Here is a 16,069-nt window from a genome sequence, read left to right on the forward strand (position 1 = left end):
TGAGGGATGTTTTCGGGCGCCAGGGATTTGAAAAGGCGCGGTTTTGTTTGCGGGATTGGGATGGCGAGGGCTTTGGCGGGGCCCAAGTGCGTGCGAGGTTGTTAGCCGCCCAAAGCCTGGCAACTTGACCTTATGACGAAGCTGCTCAAGATCCTGTCGGCCATCCTGCTGCTAATCGGCGGGTGCGCCTCACCAATCGGTCCAAGCCGCGCGGATCTGGCGGGCGTGCTTGCGATTTCGTCGTCCGAGATCGACCGGCTGCGTTGCCACGACATTCCTGAGGAGCCGACCGAGTTCGGATGCCGCTATCGCCAGCGGGACGCCGCTGGTCAGTGGGTGCGGCAGGACGTCATGGTTGCAATGGATGGGGCGACCTGGGTGATCATTGATGGCCCCGGGGGCGGCTGATCGCATCCGGCCCGGTCGCACTGGACCCTAGGTCCAGAACCCCTCCGTCACGGCGCCGAAGAGGCGCCGCGCCACCTCCCCCAGAGGGGGAGGAGACATCGCCCCGAGATCAGGTCCGGCAGATGGAGACGCCGCCGTCCACCCGTGTCGCCGTGCCGGTCATGAAGCCGGCGGCGTCGGAGGCCAGGAAGGCGGCGGCCTGGGCGATTTCCTCGGGCTGGGCGATGCGTTTGAGGGCGTGCAGGCCCGAGACGAAGGCCAGGGTTTCGGGGGTGTCGGCGACGGCCCGGCCCATCGGCGTGTCCACCCCGCCGCACAGCAGGGCGTTGGCGCGGATGTTCTGGGCGCCGAACTCGGCGGCGATGACCTGGGTCAGGCCGATCAGACCCGCCTTGGCCGAGGCGTAGGCCGCCATGCCCGGAAAGCCGACGGTATGGCCGACAAAGGTGGAGGTGAAGACGATCGAGCCGCCGCCGCGCCTCTGCATGGCGGGGATCTGATGTTTGGCGCACAGGAAGGCGCCGGTCAGGTTGATGTCCAGGGTCTGTTTCCAGCCGGCGACCGACAGGTCCGGCGTCGGGGCGGTTTCGGGGATGGCGCCGGCGTTGTTGAACGCGATGTCCAGGCCGCCGAATCGCTCCTCCGCCGCCGTGGTCAGGGCCGCGGCCGTGGCCTCGTCGCACACGTCGCCTGGGACTGCGCAGGCCTCGCCCCCTTCGGCCTGTATGGCCGCGACCAGGGCGGCGAGTTCGGCTTCTCGGCGGGCGGAAACCACCACCTTGGCGCCCAGGCGGGCGAACAGTCGGGCGGCCGCCTGGCCGATGCCGGAGCTGGCGCCGGTGACGACGGCGACCTTGTCTTTCAGAGCGTACACGAGGGCTCTCCTCTTTGCGTTTGGAGGCCGGTCGCGGGGCGACACGGCCGAACGCGGCGGGTCTAGAGGGCGCGCGCGGTTCCGGCTGGCGGGAAGCGGCTGTGGGATTGGAAAATTGGCCAGCTCGACTGTTCATTATATGCTGAGGCATGCGGAAAGCGCAGCTTGTGAGGCTTGTCGGGATTGGAGGAGCGGCGATTTCCGCGATCGCCTACGTGACCTTTGTGCTTGTCGGCCTCAACGGCGGCGGCGCGCGTTTCGAGCTGCTTTGGAAGACTGTAGTCTTCGCCCCTCCTCACGTCATAGTGGCTTGGGTGATCTTCGGCGCATGCGGCGGGACTGCCTATGTATTCCGACAAGAACTTGGATATCGGTCGATTCTAGTCGGCGGGGCACTCGTAGGCTTGCCGGCTGTCTGGGTGGTCGGATTGTTCAGCTATTACGCTGAAAGCGTGCCGGAATGGCCCGGTTTCAACGGCGAAGTTTGGCGTTGGACCGTCAATCTGGCCTATGCGGAGTTCGCCTTCGGCTTTCTGATCGGGTTCTTAGGATTGGCGGCATTGGGCGCGAGCGGTGCGACCTCGCCAGCCTTCCCCACCCCCGACGCCGCACGAGGCCCTTCCGCCGTGGGGAAGCAAGAGGAGAAACGGTGAATTTGTCGCTGGAACGGAAGCGGGTTCCGGGATTTTCATCGTCACGCGGCCATCAGGGCCGCGCTCCCCGAGGATGAGATTTCACCATGACTGACGAACGGATCGAGGGCGCCGCGTATCAGGCGACCGGCAAGACCAAGAAGGGTTTCGGCAAGCTGGTCGGCGACCAGAAGCTGCAGGTCGAAGGCGCGTTCGAGGACGCCAAGGGCCGGTCGCTGGAGACCTTCGGCAAGGCGATGGACGCGGTCGATCGGTTGGTCGAAAAGGCGCCGGCCGACTATCGCGACAAGGCCCGCACCGTCGCCGCCGAGGCGCGCAAGCGGCCGCTGGTGACCACCCTATCGGTCGCGGGCGTGGGCCTGCTGCTGATGGGCATGCTGACGGGCCGTCGCCGCTAGTTCGCATACCGACGGTTTGACAACGTCTGATTGTTGTCGCAGTCTCCCCTGCAAAGGGGAGGCCGCCTATGCGTATGACCATGAGGGGCATGGCGATCGCCGCCTGCCTTGCCGCCGCCGGCTGCACCACGCTGAAGATGAAGCCCCAGGGCGGACTGGGCGTCGGCGGCACGGGACAGGTGCTGGGGGTCGATGTCGTCACTGACGAGGCGACCAAGGCCGCCGAGGACCGGATGGACGCCCAATGGGCGAAATGGAACGCCGAGACCCGGGGCAAGCAGCTGGTCTACGCCCTGGTCGCCGAATCCGATCTGCGGTGCGACCGCTATCTGACCGCCGTCTCGATCGACCGGAATGCGACCCGCAGCAGTCTGGACATCGCCGGCCTGGCCCTGGCCGCCATCGGGGGCGTGGCCTCGCCCAACGCCAGCGCCAACTGGTTCTCGGCCGGGTCGACCCTGGCCCAGTCGTCGCGCCGGACGCTGGAGGATACGGTCCTGGGCGGGCGCGAGTTCGGCCTGATCTACGCCGCCGTGTGGCAGGGACGCGAAGAGGCGTCCAAGGCCCTGATGAAGCGGGCCGACGACGGCGAGTTCAAAACCTGGGACTGGCGGCCGATCCTGTCCGTGGCGCGCCAATATGATGTGAAGTGCGGCCTGAACTACGGCCTGGGTCGCCTGACCCAGGCGATCTCGTCGCCGTCCTAGGCAGGGTGGACAAAGTGCCTGATCCACAATCGGATTGCGGCGACCAGGACGAATCCGAGGAAGCTGTCGGCGGCCTTGTCGTATCGTGTGGCCAGGCGTGATCGCGACAGGGAGGCCAAGAGCGTTGCTGCGGAGATGGATCTTGGTCGAGAACCCGCCGCGCGAGCGGCCAAGACCCCGGTCCTGATCTCGCTTTTTAGCGCGCCGGCGGCGTGCTGATGGGCCCGGATAAGGGTGGAATCGATCATCTGGACGCTGCCATGCCCTGCGCCGGCTTCGTTCAGCGCCTCCAGCATCACGTCCCAGACCCCCGCCGCCGTCCAGCGCCGGAACTGCCGGTAGATCGAGTTCCACTCGCCGAAATGGCTGTGCAGATCACGCCAGGCCGTCCCCGCCTTATGGCTCGCTCGTCGGCAGGTTCATACAAATGTCAGCTATTCCTCCAACGGATGATCGCGGAATGGCGACGAAGCCAATGTACAACCCTAACATGATTTTTAGAAGGCGGCTTGAGTGGCTGATCTGCCTATTCGCCGGGAATCTTTTGCAGCCCAAAGGAGAAATTCTGAGCGATAGATTAGTCCGTCGATCCGCGATGCTAAACAAATGATTGTTTTTATGGGGGATAGTCATCGATTGCTGCGGCGCCCATTTTGCGAGCACATACGCAGGTTGTCTGGGGAGACCCATGTCTGTCGGATCGGTGACGCAAGGCGTGTACACGCAACGGTTTTATGCGGTGAGCCAAACTCCGCCGCCCGCTTCTACGTCCGAGGTTGCGGCGTCGCCAAAGGCTTCGAGTGAGCCCGTCAAGGCTCTTTCGCTCTTTTCCAACGGTCAGTTTATCGGTCAGTCCGCACTGACAAATCCGTCCACACTGGCGGAGCTTTTTCAGTTGAATGAAGATGGAACCGTCAAAGTTAGCGACCTTGGCAGTCCTGTTACCAAGCAGGGCGTGTTCATCGAGACACCGCAGGACTCAATGACCAAGTTCTTGATGCTGGGACCGGAATCGACCTGGACTGAGGCGGACAAAGCGACCGCAGCGGATCTGTCTAAAATCACCGACGACGACAAAGCGTTGTTCCGTGCCGTCACCGGCTACAATCTATTCATCAGCGGTCCGGCAATGCTGATGGTGGACGATCAGGGAAATTCACCGTCTCCCACGGATGCTGCCGCAGCAGATGAACTGTTCCAGCGCATGCAATTTGCGCGTGAGACGGATCAATCGGTGAGCCTGGAATGGTTCAACAACGTCGCGAAAGATATCGAAGCCTGGAAGGGCCCTGTTTTCCCGAGCGATTGGATGGATAAAGCGGACGCTTGGTTTGGCGAAAGGCCGGCATCGCGCCAGGACGCGTTTGAACGCCGAGAATTTGCAGGTGTGGAAAGTACCTCTCCATCGGCTACACAATTGAGTTCTGCGTTGGACGCCTATGAAGATGCGGCTCGTCTTTCGGACGCCGTCCTTAGGCTTTGATTTCGGCCAGGACGGCGGCCAGGTCGGCGTCCACGACCGTCATCCGCTCGGCCTGATCGCCCAGGGCGGCGATGACGGGAGCCGGTTCGGGTTCGAAGCCCAGGACGTCGGAGACGAAGGCGCCGAACTTGGACGGATGGGCGGTGGACAGGGCGACGACGGGGCCGGTCGAACGGTCGATCCGGCGGGCGGCGGCCAGGGCCACGGCGGTGTGGGGGCAGACGACGCGGCCCCAGGTCTCATGGGCGTGGGCGATCTCGGCCCGGGTCTCGGTCTCGTCGATAGAGACGGCCGAGACGGCCGCGCGCAGGGCGGTCAGCAGATCCGGATCGAAGGCGACGGCGCCGTCGCGGGCGAAGGTTTCGAACACGGCGCGGGTGCGGTCGCCGTCGCGGCCGGTCGCCTCATAGACCAGGCGTTCGAAGTTGGACGGGGCCTGGACGTCCATGGAGACGCTGCCGCTCTCGATCGCGGGACGGCGCGAATAGAGGCCGTCGTTGACGGCGCGGGCCAGGGCGTCGTTCTGGTTCACCGCCGCGACGAAGCCGTTGGACGGCAGGCCCATATGGGCGGCGGCGATGCCGGCGAAGGCGTCGCCGAAATTGCCGGTGGGGACGACGAAGGTGGCCGGGCCGCCCAGTTGGGCGGTGGCCGAGACATAATAGGGAATCTGGCCCGCCAGCCGGGCCCAGTTGATGGAGTTGACCGAGGACAGGCGGCCGCGTTCGCGTAAGGATTCTTCGGCCAGCAGGCCCTTCACCAGACGCTGGCAGTCGTCAAAGTCGCCGCGCACGGCCAGATTCAGCACATTGTCGGCCTGGACCGTGGTCATCTGTTTGCGCTGAACCGGCGAGACGCGGTCCAGCGGGTGCAGCACGACCAGATCGACCGACTTGGCCCCGGCGAAGGCGCGAACGGCGGCGGCGCCCGTGTCGCCCGAGGTGGCGGTCAGTATGGTCAGACGCTCGCCCGAGGCGGCCAGGGCCTCGTCCGTCAGGGCGGCGACCAGCTGCATCGCCAGATCCTTGAAGGCGGCGGTGGGGCCGTGGAACAGCTCCAGCACGAACAGGCCGGGCTCAAGCTCCACCAGGGGGGTGACGGCGGGATGGGCGAAGCCGGCCGTCAGCCGGTCCAGGGCGCGGTCGAGCGCGCCCGCCGGCAGGGCGTCGCCGATGAAGGGGGCGACGGCTTGCAGGGCGATGGACTTGTAGTCGGCGCTCGCGTCCCAGGCGGAGGGCGACAACCTCGGCCAGGCGGTCGGCATATAGAGGCCGCCGTCGGGGGCGATGCCGCGCAGCAGGGCGTCGGCGAAATCGGTCTCGGGGGCCTGGCCGCGGGTGGAGACGTAACGGGCGCTGGAGGTGCTCATAGTGGTCTGGTCCTAGCCAGACGGGGCGGCGGCGTCACCCGGTTTCTGGCCCTGCGCGGGAGGAAATTGTCGGACGGGCGGCGGGCGAGCCGGTTTGCGACAATTTCGTGCTGATTTCCGAGGGCCGCTCGCGCGAAACCGCAGTGGCGGACGGCCCTGCGACCATCGTCCCCGCTGGCGTCCAAGCGCCGGACGGTCCATGTGATCAGACATGAGAAGACGCGATCTCCTGATCCGGCTGGGCCTGGTCGCCGGCGGCGTGGCCGGGGCTTGGTGGCTGAGGGACCATGTGCTGTGGCGACAGCCCCAGGCGGGGTTTGGAGCGGACGGGTCTTCGGGCTGGCTGGGCTATGCTCAGCCGCGCGCGGCGACGCCGACGGTGGAGGTTCTGCTGAACGGGGCGCCGGTCCGGGCCCTGGTCGATTCCGGCGCCCAGTATTCGGTGGCGGATCGCGCCCTGGTGGATCGGCTGGGGCTGGGCGAGGGCCTTCCCCTGCCGATGGTGGCCTATGGGGTCGGGGGCGGGGCCCAGATGGGGCGGGCCGCGACCCTGGACGTGCGGATCGGCGGACTGAGGCTGGACGGGTTGAGGACCGCCATACTGAACCTGGGGCCGCTGGCGGGAGAACAGGGTCTGGGCGCGCCCCTGATCATCGGCCAGGACGTGCTGAGCCAGGTGGTGCTGGAGCTGGACACGGGCGAGCGGCGGATGCGGTTCCTGGCCAGGGACGGCTGGACGCCGGGCCGGGGCCTGGCGCCGATCGCCGTGCGGCGCGCCGGACGGGCGCTGGAGACGACCATCACGGTCGAGGGGGCGACGGTCCGGGCGGTGGTGGACACCGGCGCCTCGGCGGTGCTGGCGGTGACGCGCGAAACGGCCCAGGCGGCGGGCCTTCTGGACGGGCGCCCCCGCACGGCCGGCCAGAGCATCGTCCTGGGCGGGGTGGTGGGGGCCGAGACGGTGGTCGTGCGCACCCTGACCATCGGCGACGCCCTGTATCGCCGGGCCGAGGTGGCGGTTTACGACAACGTGGCCGTGCCGGGCTTCCCCGACGCCCTGGTCGGCATGGCGGCCTTTGAGGATCGCCGGCTGGTGCTGGACCTGGGCGGGCCGGGCCTGTTCGTCTCGCGGCCGATGGAGATCACCGTCGGGCGGTGACGCCGATCAGGAGAGCGCCGCCGCCACCACCGCCTTGGCCTCGGTCTGGACCTGGGCCAGATGGTCGGGGCCCAGGAAGGATTCGGCGTAGATCTTATAGACGTCCTCGGTGCCCGACGGACGGGCGGCGAACCAGGCGTCGGCGGTCACGACCTTCAGACCCCCGATGGGTTCGCCGTTGCCGGGGGCCTGGGTCAGGATGTCGGCGATGGGCTGACCGGCCAGGGTGGTGGCGGTCACGTCGGAGGGGCTGAGGGCCGCCAGCCGCGCCTTTTGCGCCCTGTCGGCGGGGGCGTCGATCCGGGCGTAGGCGGGGGCGCCGTAGCGGTCGGTCAGATCGGCGTAGAGGCGGTCGGCGCCGGCGCCGGTGCGGGCCTGAATCTCGGCCGCCAGGAGGCAGAGAATGAGGCCGTCCTTGTCGGTAGACCAGACCGTTCCGTCGCGGCGCAGGAAGGACGCCCCCGCCGATTCCTCGCCGCCGAAGCCGACGGTCCCGTCCAGCAGGCCGGGCACGAAATGTTTGAAGCCGACGGGCGTTTCCAGCAGGCGGCGCCCCAGGCCCGCGACGACGCGGTCGATCATGGAGGAGGAGACCAGGGTCTTGCCCACCGCCGCCTGCGGACCCCAGCCGGGCCGATGGGCGAACAGATAGGCGATGGCGGCGGTCAGGAAGTGGTTGGGGTTCATCAGGCCCCCGTCGGGCGTGACGATCCCGTGCCGGTCGGCGTCGGCGTCATTGCCGAAGGCGACGTCATAGGCCGAGCCGCCCTGCATCATGCCGATCAGACCCGCCATGGCCGAGGGGGAGGAGCAGTCCATGCGAATCTTGCCGTCGGCGTCCAGCGGCATGAAGGCCCAGCGCGGATCGACGGCCGCATTGACCACGGTCAGGTCCAGGCCCCAGCGTTCGGCGATCCGGCCCCAATAGGCGACCGCCGCCCCGCCCAGGGGATCGGCGCCGATGCGCACGCCCGTCTCGCGGATCGCGTCCAGATCCAGCACGCTGTCGAGGTCGTCGACATAGGCGGTCATGAAGTCGAATCGGCCGGCCGCCGCCTGGGCCTGGTCGAAGGGCAGGCGTTTGACCTCGGACAGACCGCCTTCGATCAGCTGATTGGCGCGGGCGGCGATGGCGGCGGTCGCCTCGCTCCCGGCCGGGCCGCCCGAGGGGGGATTGTACTTCAGACCGCCGTCGCGCGGCGGATTGTGCGACGGGGTGATCAGGACGCCGTCAGCCTGACGCCGCCCGGTCCGGTTATGGGTCAGTATGGCGTGGGAGACGGCCGGGGTCGGGGTGAAGCCGTCGCCGGAATCGATCAGCACCTCCACCCCGTTGGCGACCAGAACCTGGATCGTGGTGCGGAAGGCGGGCTCGGACAGGGCGTGGGTGTCGCGGCCGACGAACAGGGGGCCGTCGATCCCCTGGGCGGCGCGATAGTCGGCGATCGACTGCGCGATGGCCAGGATGTGGGTCTGGTTGAAGGCGCCGTCCAGGCTGGAGCCGCGATGGCCCGAGGTGCCGAAGACCACCCTCTGGCCCGGATCGCCCATGTCGGGAACGACGCTCTCATAGGCGCCCAGCAGGGCGTCCAGGTCGATCAGGTCTTCGGCGAGAGCGGTCTGGCCGGCGCGAGGATGCATGGGAGGTCCGTACTGAAGTCTGAAGGCTGGGCGGCTCAGGCGCCGCTGAAGGTGTCGCAGGCGGCGGGGTCGCCGGACTGATAGCCGCGTTGCAGCCATTCGACCCGCTGGGCCGAGGAGCCGTGGGTGAAGCTTTCGGGCGAGACGCGCCCGCCCGCCCGGCGTTGCAGCGTATCGTCGCCGATGGCCTGGGCCGTCTTCATCCCCTCTTCGATGTCGCCGGGCTCCAGCGCCACCTCGCCGTTCGACACGGCGGCGGCGTTTCGGGCCCAGACCCCGGCATAGCAATCGGCCTGAAGCTCCAGCGCCACCGAATAGCGGTTGGCCTCGGCCTCGCCCCTAGCGCGCTGCTGGGCCTGACGCACCTGGTCGGAGGTTCCGGTCAGGGTCTGGACGTGGTGGCCGAACTCATGGGCGATGACATAGGCGCGGGCGAAGTCGGCGCCCGAGGCGCCCAGCTGGGTCTCCATCTCCTGCCAGAAGCCCAGGTCCAGATAGACGGTGCGGTCGGTCGGACAATAGAAGGGGCCCATGGCCGACTGGCCGTAGCCGCAGCCGGTCGAAGTGCCCTGTTCGTAGATGACGACGCGCGGGCGTTCATACCCGTTAAGCTTCTGCGCCCAGACGTCGTTGATATTGCCTCCGACCACATCGACGAAGCGTCCGGCCTGATCTTCAGGCGTGCCGGCCTGCCCCTGTTGTTCCGCGCCGACCCCGCCGAACCGGCTGGCCAGCTGGGTCGTGGTCGAAGGATCTATGCCGAAGACCAGATAGCCGATGATGGCGAGCACGCCGACGCCGAGGCCGCCCCCGGCGAGCGCGCCGCCTCCGAGGCCCCGACGGTCCTCGATCCCGCCGCCCCCCGTCCTGCCGCCCTGCCACCGCATGAGTTTCCTCCGCCCGTTCCGCCTGAAGCTAGGCCAGAACGCGAACGGAAGGGAAGGGATGCGTCAGCGCGGGCGGTCCAGCCAGGCGTCGATTTCGCTGAGGCTGCGTCGGGGTTCCGAAGCCGTGGGGGGCGGGGACGTCGATGGGGACGCCGGCGGGGCGACCGGGCGGAGATCGTGGACGGATGGGGCCGGCGCCGCCGTCGCTTGGCGCGCCGCTTCCAGCGTCAGGCGTCGCTGGGCCGCCTCGGCGTCCAGACGGCGGGCCAGGGCGGCGTTGGCCTGGGCCTGAAGACGGATCCGCTCGTTCTCGTAGCGGTGCTGATCGGCGATCGCGGCGGGGGCGCCGCCCGGATAGGGGAAGCCGGGCTGAGGATAGGGATAGGGCGCGACCTGGGCCTGGACCGCGCTGGGGCCGAGGGCGGCGGCGAGCAGAAGGAGGGGCAGGGCGCGTCTCATGACCGACAGATGGGGTGTGATCGCGTCTCGCCAAGCGCGGCCGCAACCCCAGTCGACCCACGGGGTTGAACAGGGCGAACCCACCTCAAATCAGGAGTTATCCCATGGCCCAGACTCTCTCTGGCAAGACCGTCGCCATTCTGGCGACCGACGGCGTCGAACTGGTCGAACTGACCGAGCCGATGAAGGCGCTGAAAGAGGCCGGGGCGGCGGTCGAGATCGTGTCGCTGAAGGCCGGCGACTTCCAGGGCTTCAACCATCTGACGCCGGGCGACAAGGTGACGGCGGACAAGGCGGTGGCGGGGGTGGACGCCTCGGCCTATTCGGCCCTGATGCTGCCGGGCGGCGTGGCGAATCCCGACCAGCTGCGGGCGAATGAGGATGCGGTCAAGTTCGTCCGGGCCTTCTTCGACGCCGGAAAGCCGGTGGCGGCCATCTGCCATGCGCCCTGGCTGCTGATCGAGGCGGGGGTGGTCGAGGGCCGGACGATGACGGCCTTCAACAGCATTCGCACCGATCTGAGAAATGCCGGCGCCGATGTGGTGGACGAGCCGGTGGTGGTGGATCAGGGTCTGGTGACCAGCCGCAATCCCGACGACATCCCCGCCTTCAACGCCAAGATGATCGAGGAATTCGCCGAGGGCCGGCATCGCGAACAGGCCGAGAAGATCCAAGGGGTTCAGCCGGTCGCCCACTGACCGGATCGGCGGGAGCGGCGATCGCTCCCGCCGCCCTTCAGGGCAGGGCCCAGACCGCGGCGCGCTTGATCTCCAGATCCTCCAGCTCGCGGGTCGTGGGCACGCGGTATTCGGCCAGGAAGTCCAGGCCCGAACGCGGAAAATAGGTCCGGCCCGGATCGCCGATCAGAACCCGCGACCCCGCCGCCCGCGCCTGACCCAGCCAGGCCAGGACGGCCTCGGTCATCGGCTTTTCATAGCAGATGTCGCCCGCGCAGATGACGTCCACGGGCGGCGGCGGGGTGTTCAAGAGGTCGTGGCCGACGAAGTCCAGGGCCACGCCGTTCGCCTGGGCGTTGGCGGCGACCGCCGCTTCGCAGAAGGGGTCGATGTCGGCGCAGAGGGCGCAGGCGGCGCCTGCCCGCATGGCGGCAACACCGACCAGACCCGAACCGGCGGCGAAGTCCAGCACCTGCTTGCCGGCCACCTCCTGCGGGTGATCCAGCAGATAGCGGGCCAGCGCCTGACCGCCCGCCCAGGCGAAGGCCCAGAAGGGCGGGGGCAGGCCCAGTTCGCCCAGCTCTTCCTCCGTCAGCCTCCAGATGGGGGTGACTTCGTCCGCCAGCCACAGGGTGATCTCGGGCGCATGGGGGACGGGCTGCAGCCGGGTGTTGGTCCGGATGAAGGCGGCGGGATCGGCGATGACGGTCACGGGCGGCGGGTCGCCGTCTTCAGAACCTCGACATAGCCCGGCGCCACCTCCATGCCCGCCGCCTGGGGCCGGGCGCGAACGGCCCGGTGAAGCGCCGGCAGCTTCCAGCAGGGGACGTGCATGAACAGATGATGCTCCGCGTGGAAGTTGACCCAATAGGGGGCGATGAAGGCGCGCTCCCACCAGGCGGCGCGAGTGGTGCGGGCCGCGCGGAAGGGGTCGGCGTCGGATCCTTCGACGCAGGCGTGTTCGGCGATGTTCCGGAGCCGCGTCACCAGCGGAAACCAGGTCGCCATCGGCAGCAGCCACAGGGCGAAGAAGGCCCACCAGACGCCTGCGGCGATGAAGCCGGCCAGCAGGATCGTATTGAAGACCAGGAAGGGCAGGACCGATCGGCCGGTCACCACCGCGTCATACTCATGCGCAGGATCGGCGGCCGCTTCGCCCTTTGCGCTCTTTGATCGGGCCGCCAGGGCGAGGGGCAGGACGATCCTCTGTTTGAAGAAGGTCTGTCCGGTCAGGTCGCGGATCATCTTGCGGCGGAGCGAGGCGGGGGAGACGGGAAAGGGCGCCGACAGCATCAGGTCGGGGTCTTCCGGCTGCTGGGCGAAGCGGTGGTGGTTCAGATGATAGGGGCGATAGGCGCCAAGGTCCGCCCCGATCGGGACGGCGCACAGCCATTGGCCCAGAAAGTCGTTCAGACGCAGATTTTTGGCCAGGCCGCCGTGGGCCGCCTCATGCATCAATATGGCCAGGCCCAGCTGGCGCGTGCCGATGATCATGACGCAGATCGGGATCAGCCAGGGGATCAGGACCCCCGCCCCGACCGCCAGGGCGATGACCCCCCAGCAATGGGCGACCAGCAGCGGCCCGACCCAGGCCGACCGGGTCTGGAACGGCCGCCAGTCGTCAGGGGCGAACAGGGCCGAGGGGGCGATGCGCGGGGCGGCGGGCATGGGCCGATCCTAGCGCAACTGCGGGGCTTTCGAAACCGGACGGGGCATGTAAGGCGATAATGACAAAAAGTCAGGTTGACATTACATGGAGGCGATGTCAGGTTCGCCTTACAAGAGGAGAGCGGGATATGATGAGTTTCGGAAAATCGACCACCCCGGCGCATAGGCGCTACGTCATTCGCATCATGGCCTTCACCATCCCCTATGTGGCGATCTGCGTATCCATGATGACGACCGACGCCTTTGACGAGGTGATGGGCAAGCCGGCGGCCTGGGCCTTGGCGGCGGTCGTGTCGGCGCCGGTGATCGGCCAGATCTGGGCCGTCCTGTCCCTGATGCGCGAAAGCGACGAGTTCGTGCGGGGGGTGACGGCCAAACAGTTCATCGTCGCCTCGGGGCTGGCCATGGCGGTCGCCACCTTCTGGGGCTTCGGCGAGAGCTTCGCCGGGGCGCCCCATATGCAGACCTGGCTGATCGTGCCGCTGTTCTGGGGCATGTACGGCCTTACCGCCCCCTTCATCCGGACCAGCCGATGAAGAACCGGCTGAAGCTGCTGCGCGTCGAGCGCGGCTGGACCCAGGAACAGTTGGGCCAGGCCCTGGGCGTATCGCGACAGGCGGTGATCGCGCTGGAGACCGAACGGCACGATCCGTCGCTGGACCTGGCCTATCGCATCGCCGCCACCTTCGGCCGTCCGGTCGAAGACATCTTCGAGAACCCGCACGCCTGAGGCGGCGGACCCGACTTCAAAACCTCAAGACAGGAGACATCCGATGTACAACGCCTTCTTCAAGGCGCGCCCGCGCCTGCGCGCCGCCCTGTTCGGACTGGCCGTCTGCACGCCCTCGCTGATGATCGGCGTGACCGCCGCTTTGGCCGAGACGCCGGGGGCCGTCGCTCCCGCCTTCGCTTCGGACCGGCTGTCGGTCGAGGTGGTCGGACGCGGACCCGACGTGATCCTGATCCCCGGCTATGGTTGTTCGCGAGAGGTGTGGCGGGCCACGGCCGATCGGCTGAAGGCGACCCACCGGGTCCATCTGGTCCAGCTGGCGGGCTTCGCCGGTCAGCCCTGGACCCACGGCGACGGGCCGCTGCTGGAGCCGGCGGTCGAGGCCCTGGCGGCCTATGTCCAGACCGCCGGTCTGCAAAAGCCGGCGGTCATCGGCCATTCGATGGGCGGACTGTCGGCCCTGATGCTGGCCCAGCGTCATCCCGAGGCCGTGGGGCGGGTGATGGCGGTGGACAATCTGCCCTTCTTTTCGGCCCTGTTCGGCCCGCAGGTGACGCCCGAGACGGCCCGGCCCTTCGCCGACCAGGCGGCCCAGGCCATGCTGAGCCAGGACGAGGCGGCGATGCGGGCGGCCCAAGAACAGGGGGCTATCGGCCTGGCGCGCGATCCGGCGACGCGGACGGCCATGGTCGACTGGACCCTGGCCTCGGACCGCCGCGCCCTGGCCACGGCCATTCATGAGGTGATGACGACCGACGTCCGCCCCGGACTGGCGGCCATGACGACGCCGGTCACGGTGCTCTACGCCGCCGACGCGAACGGCGGGGCGCCTGCGGCCATGGCCGACGCCCTGTGGGGCCGGGAATATGCGACCCTGCCCGGCGTCAAACTGATCCGGGTGGACGACAGCCGCCACTTCATCATGGCCGATCAGCCCCAGACGTTCGCCCAACGGGTCGATCAGTTCCTGGCGGACTGATCCCGCCGAGCGAGCGGATCAGCCCGCCTTGGGCGTGACGTCCCCGGCCTTGACCGGCGCGCCGGCGAATTCGTCGGCATAGGCCGGGTTGAGCAGGGACCGGAAGACCGACTGGGGCACGGCGATCCGATAGGGACCGTCCGAATAGGGGCCGATCTGATAGGCGCCGATCAGGAAGACGACGCCGCCCGCCTTGCCCGGAGTGGTGCTGGGCGCCAGGACGAAGGGGGTGGAGACGGCCTTGGGGCAGGTCCACATCTTACCGTCCGGGGTGGCGGTCTCCGATCCCGGCGAACGAGCCTGTTTGGCGGCGTTGGCGGCGTCGCACAGGGCCTTGTTCAGGCCCGACAGGTCAGCGCCGGGTCGGAACAGGTCTGCGAAGCCCAGCCGCTTCTTCATCGCCTTGTCCCACAGGACGGCCGAGAAGCTGGTGTTGGGATGGGCGCCGCCGGTGTATTCGAAATCGGTGCGGACCAGGCTGAACAGCTTGCCGGTCTCGGCGCCGGGGTCGAAGGCGATGGTCTTTTCATAGGGGTTCGGTCCGCCGCCCGCCTCGGACAGGTCGGCCTGGGCGCCTTCGGAGAACTGGCGCAGGTCCCGCACCGCGGCGGCGTAGAGGGGAGCGTGCAGGTCGGGCTTGGACTTGAGCGCGTCCGGCAGGGTCAGTTTGACCGTGGCGTACTGGGTCTTGGAGTCGAAGCTCATCGGCGCCCCGGCGGCGGCCGGATCGACCGGGGCGGCGGTGATCGGGGCGGGCGGGGCCGTCTCGGCCTTGTCTTCGCGCCTCTGGCAGGCGGCGACGGTTGCGGCGACGGCGACGGACAGCAGCAGCAGACGAAGGGTGGAGGTCATGGGGGGCTCCTTCACAGGCCGATCAGGTTTTGGCCGAGAGATCCGAGGGCGAAGGCCGCCAGCAGGATGAAGCCCGCCTCTCGGTTCGATTTGAAAAGTCTCAGCGCCAGGGCGCCGTCGGTGCGGTCCAGCCGGACCACTTGGCGGGCCAGATGGGCGGCGTAGAGGGCCAGGCCGATCCAGAACAGCGGGCCGAGACCGGCGGAAAGACCGGCCAGGGCGGCCAGGACCAGGCTGATTCCGTAGAAGACGGCGACGCCGGGGCGCACCGCCGAGGCCAGGCGGCGGGCCGAGGATTTGACCCCGATCATGGCGTCGTCCTCGATGTCCTGAAGGGCGTAGACGGTGTCGTAGCCCAGGGTCCAGAAGACGCCGCCGAGGTAGAGGAGGACGGCGGGGACATAGGCCTGCCAGACCAGGGCGACGGCGTGGCCGCTGTCGCTGGGCGGCGACCAGAGGAAGGGGCGGAACTCGCCGGCGATGTCGGCCGGCAGCAGAAGGGCGGCCGCCGCCAGGGGCAGGGCGGAGGCGAACCCCATCAGGGCGCCCCAGTTGAAGGTCAGGCCCAGCCAGGCCTGGGGCCACCAGGTGATCCGCTTCATGAAGGGATAGGCGGCGACCAGGGCGCAGGAGCCGACGCCCAGCAGGATGGCGACCTTGGGCAGGGTCAGCAGGATCATGAGGCTGATCAGGCTGCAGCCGATCACGAAGGCCCAGGCCTGTTTGACGGAGATCAGGCCGGCGGGGATGGGGCGAAGGGCGGTGCGGGAGACCCGGGCGTCGAAGTCGCGGTCGACGATGTCGTTGAAGGCGCAGCCGGCGGCGCGCATCAAGCAGGCGCCGATCCCGAAGCCGACGAACAGCCACAGGTCATAGAGGCCGGGCGCCTGGCGATACTGGGCCAGGGCCAGAGCGATCCCCTGCCAGCCGGGCAGGAGCAGCAGCCATATGCCGATGGGCCGGTCGAACCGGCCCAGCTTCAGCCAGGGCTTCAGCCGCTCCGGCGCATGGCGATCCACCCAGTTGGCGCCGGCGTCGGGAAGAGGGGCGGAGGTCATGACCGAGGCTTAACCGGAATGAAGGGCAGGGTGAAGGCGGAATGGCCCCTGATGCCGGCCTGTCGGC

The 16,069-nt window shown here is 68.3% G+C and carries 19 protein-coding genes and 1 pseudogene; 10 read left to right on the plus strand and 10 right to left on the minus strand.

The window, feature by feature from the left end; genetic code table 11:
- The first annotated feature begins 132 nt into the window (after positions 1-132).
- Entirely contained in the window at positions 133-408 is a 276-nt protein-coding gene (locus AC1RKE_RS06175) for a hypothetical protein (RefSeq protein WP_054766622.1), read from the plus strand.
- Between the two features lie 109 nt (positions 409-517).
- Here AC1RKE_RS06175 and AC1RKE_RS06180 read toward each other — a convergent pair whose 3' ends face one another.
- The gene (locus AC1RKE_RS06180; protein WP_201463105.1) at positions 518-1,282 is read right to left on the minus strand and encodes an SDR family oxidoreductase; all 765 of its coding nucleotides are present in this window, start codon (positions 1,280-1,282) and stop codon (positions 518-520) included.
- Between the two features lie 149 nt (positions 1,283-1,431).
- On the opposite strand from AC1RKE_RS06180, the gene AC1RKE_RS06185 reads away from it, so the two are divergent.
- The 3 genes from AC1RKE_RS06185 to AC1RKE_RS06195 all read left to right on the plus strand — a co-directional run bounded on the left by AC1RKE_RS06185 (position 1,432) and on the right by AC1RKE_RS06195 (position 3,040).
- Positions 1,432-1,935, plus strand: a complete 504-nt coding sequence (locus AC1RKE_RS06185; RefSeq protein ID WP_054766620.1) for a hypothetical protein — start codon at positions 1,432-1,434, stop codon at positions 1,933-1,935.
- A gap of 86 nt (positions 1,936-2,021) precedes the next feature.
- Positions 2,022-2,333 (plus strand): CsbD family protein, encoded by a 312-nt coding sequence (locus AC1RKE_RS06190; RefSeq protein ID WP_287397724.1) that lies wholly within the window; start codon positions 2,022-2,024, stop codon positions 2,331-2,333.
- Positions 2,334-2,401: 68 nt separating this feature from the next.
- Entirely contained in the window at positions 2,402-3,040 is a 639-nt protein-coding gene (locus AC1RKE_RS06195) for a hypothetical protein (RefSeq protein WP_228185338.1), read from the plus strand.
- 90 nt (positions 3,041-3,130) lie between these two features.
- On the opposite strand, the pseudogene AC1RKE_RS06200 reads toward AC1RKE_RS06195, so the two are convergent.
- Positions 3,131-3,438, minus strand: a pseudogene (locus tag AC1RKE_RS06200) (transposase); the annotation flags it as partial.
- Positions 3,439-3,728: 290 nt separating this feature from the next.
- Here AC1RKE_RS06200 and AC1RKE_RS06205 point away from each other — a divergent pair.
- Positions 3,729-4,523: a hypothetical protein gene (locus AC1RKE_RS06205; protein WP_183215073.1), complete on the plus strand. Its 795-nt coding sequence runs from the start codon at positions 3,729-3,731 to the stop codon at positions 4,521-4,523.
- Here the strand turns inward: AC1RKE_RS06205 and thrC are convergent.
- Complete coding sequence (gene thrC, locus AC1RKE_RS06210; RefSeq protein ID WP_348684014.1) at positions 4,513-5,892, minus strand: threonine synthase; 1,380 nt, start codon at positions 5,890-5,892, stop codon at positions 4,513-4,515. The genes AC1RKE_RS06205 and thrC overlap by 11 nt on opposite strands.
- A 211-nt stretch (positions 5,893-6,103) precedes the next feature.
- Here thrC and AC1RKE_RS06215 point away from each other — a divergent pair, with 211 nt between their 5' ends.
- Positions 6,104-7,051 (plus strand): aspartyl protease family protein, encoded by a 948-nt coding sequence (locus AC1RKE_RS06215; RefSeq protein ID WP_348684016.1) that lies wholly within the window; start codon positions 6,104-6,106, stop codon positions 7,049-7,051.
- Between the two features lie 6 nt (positions 7,052-7,057).
- Here AC1RKE_RS06215 and pgm read toward each other — a convergent pair whose 3' ends face one another.
- From pgm to AC1RKE_RS06230, 3 genes are all read right to left on the minus strand, one after another.
- The gene (gene pgm, locus AC1RKE_RS06220) at positions 7,058-8,692 is read right to left on the minus strand and encodes a phosphoglucomutase (alpha-D-glucose-1,6-bisphosphate-dependent) (protein WP_348684018.1); all 1,635 of its coding nucleotides are present in this window, start codon (positions 8,690-8,692) and stop codon (positions 7,058-7,060) included.
- 35 nt (positions 8,693-8,727) lie between these two features.
- A complete protein-coding gene (ypfJ, locus tag AC1RKE_RS06225; protein ID WP_348684019.1) occupies positions 8,728-9,579 on the minus strand; it encodes a KPN_02809 family neutral zinc metallopeptidase in 852 nt (283 codons plus the stop codon).
- Between the two features lie 63 nt (positions 9,580-9,642).
- A complete protein-coding gene (locus AC1RKE_RS06230) occupies positions 9,643-10,038 on the minus strand; it encodes a hypothetical protein (RefSeq protein WP_054766613.1) in 396 nt (131 codons plus the stop codon).
- Between the two features lie 104 nt (positions 10,039-10,142).
- Between AC1RKE_RS06230 and AC1RKE_RS06235 the strand changes: the two genes are divergently transcribed.
- Positions 10,143-10,736: a type 1 glutamine amidotransferase domain-containing protein gene (locus AC1RKE_RS06235; protein ID WP_182714428.1), complete on the plus strand. Its 594-nt coding sequence runs from the start codon at positions 10,143-10,145 to the stop codon at positions 10,734-10,736.
- A 37-nt stretch (positions 10,737-10,773) separates the two neighbouring features.
- On the opposite strand, the gene AC1RKE_RS06240 is transcribed toward AC1RKE_RS06235, so the two are convergent.
- The gene (locus AC1RKE_RS06240; RefSeq protein ID WP_348684068.1) at positions 10,774-11,427 is read right to left on the minus strand and encodes a class I SAM-dependent methyltransferase; all 654 of its coding nucleotides are present in this window, start codon (positions 11,425-11,427) and stop codon (positions 10,774-10,776) included.
- Positions 11,424-12,383 carry a fatty acid desaturase family protein gene (locus AC1RKE_RS06245; protein ID WP_054766610.1) on the minus strand — a complete coding sequence of 320 codons (960 nt, stop codon included), beginning with the start codon at positions 12,381-12,383 and terminating at the stop codon, positions 11,424-11,426. Before AC1RKE_RS06245 ends, AC1RKE_RS06240 begins: the two co-directional genes overlap by 4 nt.
- A gap of 128 nt (positions 12,384-12,511) precedes the next feature.
- Here AC1RKE_RS06245 and AC1RKE_RS06250 point away from each other — a divergent pair, with 128 nt between their 5' ends.
- The 3 genes from AC1RKE_RS06250 to AC1RKE_RS06260 are packed head-to-tail and all read left to right on the plus strand — an operon-like array spanning position 12,512 to position 14,092.
- Positions 12,512-12,919 (plus strand): hypothetical protein, encoded by a 408-nt coding sequence (locus tag AC1RKE_RS06250; protein ID WP_054766609.1) that lies wholly within the window; start codon positions 12,512-12,514, stop codon positions 12,917-12,919.
- Entirely contained in the window at positions 12,916-13,113 is a 198-nt protein-coding gene (locus AC1RKE_RS06255; RefSeq protein WP_054766608.1) for a helix-turn-helix transcriptional regulator, read from the plus strand. Before AC1RKE_RS06250 ends, AC1RKE_RS06255 begins: the two co-directional genes overlap by 4 nt.
- 43 nt (positions 13,114-13,156) lie before the next feature.
- Complete coding sequence (locus AC1RKE_RS06260) at positions 13,157-14,092, plus strand: alpha/beta fold hydrolase (RefSeq protein WP_348684069.1); 936 nt, start codon at positions 13,157-13,159, stop codon at positions 14,090-14,092.
- Between the two features lie 18 nt (positions 14,093-14,110).
- Here the strand turns inward: AC1RKE_RS06260 and AC1RKE_RS06265 are convergent, their stop codons facing one another.
- Both AC1RKE_RS06265 and AC1RKE_RS06270 read right to left on the minus strand, forming a co-directional pair.
- Positions 14,111-14,944, minus strand: a complete 834-nt coding sequence (locus AC1RKE_RS06265; RefSeq protein ID WP_348684071.1) for a DUF3298 and DUF4163 domain-containing protein — start codon at positions 14,942-14,944, stop codon at positions 14,111-14,113.
- Positions 14,945-14,955: 11 nt separating this feature from the next.
- Complete coding sequence (locus AC1RKE_RS06270) at positions 14,956-16,002, minus strand: UbiA family prenyltransferase (RefSeq protein WP_348684073.1); 1,047 nt, start codon at positions 16,000-16,002, stop codon at positions 14,956-14,958.
- Between the last annotated feature and the right edge of the window lie 67 nt (positions 16,003-16,069).

The sequence above is a fragment of the Brevundimonas sp. GW822-FHT03E11 genome, from assembly GCF_058801445.1.

What these genes read in the sequence shown, in the direction of transcription:
- AC1RKE_RS06235 (WP_182714428.1), top strand. Translation starts at nt 10,143, where the DNA reads ATGGCCCAGACTCTCTCTGGCAAGACCGTCGCCATTCTGGCGACCGAC.
- pgm (WP_348684018.1), bottom strand. Translation starts at nt 8,692, where the DNA reads ATGCATCCTCGCGCCGGCCAGACCGCTCTCGCCGAAGACCTGATCGAC.
- AC1RKE_RS06205 (WP_183215073.1), top strand. Translation starts at nt 3,729, where the DNA reads ATGTCTGTCGGATCGGTGACGCAAGGCGTGTACACGCAACGGTTTTAT.
- thrC (WP_348684014.1), bottom strand. Translation starts at nt 5,892, where the DNA reads ATGAGCACCTCCAGCGCCCGTTACGTCTCCACCCGCGGCCAGGCCCCC.
- AC1RKE_RS06260 (WP_348684069.1), top strand. Translation starts at nt 13,157, where the DNA reads ATGTACAACGCCTTCTTCAAGGCGCGCCCGCGCCTGCGCGCCGCCCTG.
- AC1RKE_RS06175 (WP_054766622.1), top strand. Translation starts at nt 133, where the DNA reads ATGACGAAGCTGCTCAAGATCCTGTCGGCCATCCTGCTGCTAATCGGC.
- AC1RKE_RS06255 (WP_054766608.1), top strand. Translation starts at nt 12,916, where the DNA reads ATGAAGAACCGGCTGAAGCTGCTGCGCGTCGAGCGCGGCTGGACCCAG.
- AC1RKE_RS06195 (WP_228185338.1), top strand. Translation starts at nt 2,402, where the DNA reads ATGCGTATGACCATGAGGGGCATGGCGATCGCCGCCTGCCTTGCCGCC.
- AC1RKE_RS06270 (WP_348684073.1), bottom strand. Translation starts at nt 16,002, where the DNA reads ATGACCTCCGCCCCTCTTCCCGACGCCGGCGCCAACTGGGTGGATCGC.
- AC1RKE_RS06185 (WP_054766620.1), top strand. Translation starts at nt 1,432, where the DNA reads ATGCGGAAAGCGCAGCTTGTGAGGCTTGTCGGGATTGGAGGAGCGGCG.
- AC1RKE_RS06250 (WP_054766609.1), top strand. Translation starts at nt 12,512, where the DNA reads ATGATGAGTTTCGGAAAATCGACCACCCCGGCGCATAGGCGCTACGTC.
- AC1RKE_RS06230 (WP_054766613.1), bottom strand. Translation starts at nt 10,038, where the DNA reads ATGAGACGCGCCCTGCCCCTCCTTCTGCTCGCCGCCGCCCTCGGCCCC.
- AC1RKE_RS06245 (WP_054766610.1), bottom strand. Translation starts at nt 12,383, where the DNA reads ATGCCCGCCGCCCCGCGCATCGCCCCCTCGGCCCTGTTCGCCCCTGAC.
- ypfJ (WP_348684019.1), bottom strand. Translation starts at nt 9,579, where the DNA reads ATGCGGTGGCAGGGCGGCAGGACGGGGGGCGGCGGGATCGAGGACCGT.
- AC1RKE_RS06190 (WP_287397724.1), top strand. Translation starts at nt 2,022, where the DNA reads ATGACTGACGAACGGATCGAGGGCGCCGCGTATCAGGCGACCGGCAAG.
- AC1RKE_RS06215 (WP_348684016.1), top strand. Translation starts at nt 6,104, where the DNA reads ATGAGAAGACGCGATCTCCTGATCCGGCTGGGCCTGGTCGCCGGCGGC.
- AC1RKE_RS06265 (WP_348684071.1), bottom strand. Translation starts at nt 14,944, where the DNA reads ATGACCTCCACCCTTCGTCTGCTGCTGCTGTCCGTCGCCGTCGCCGCA.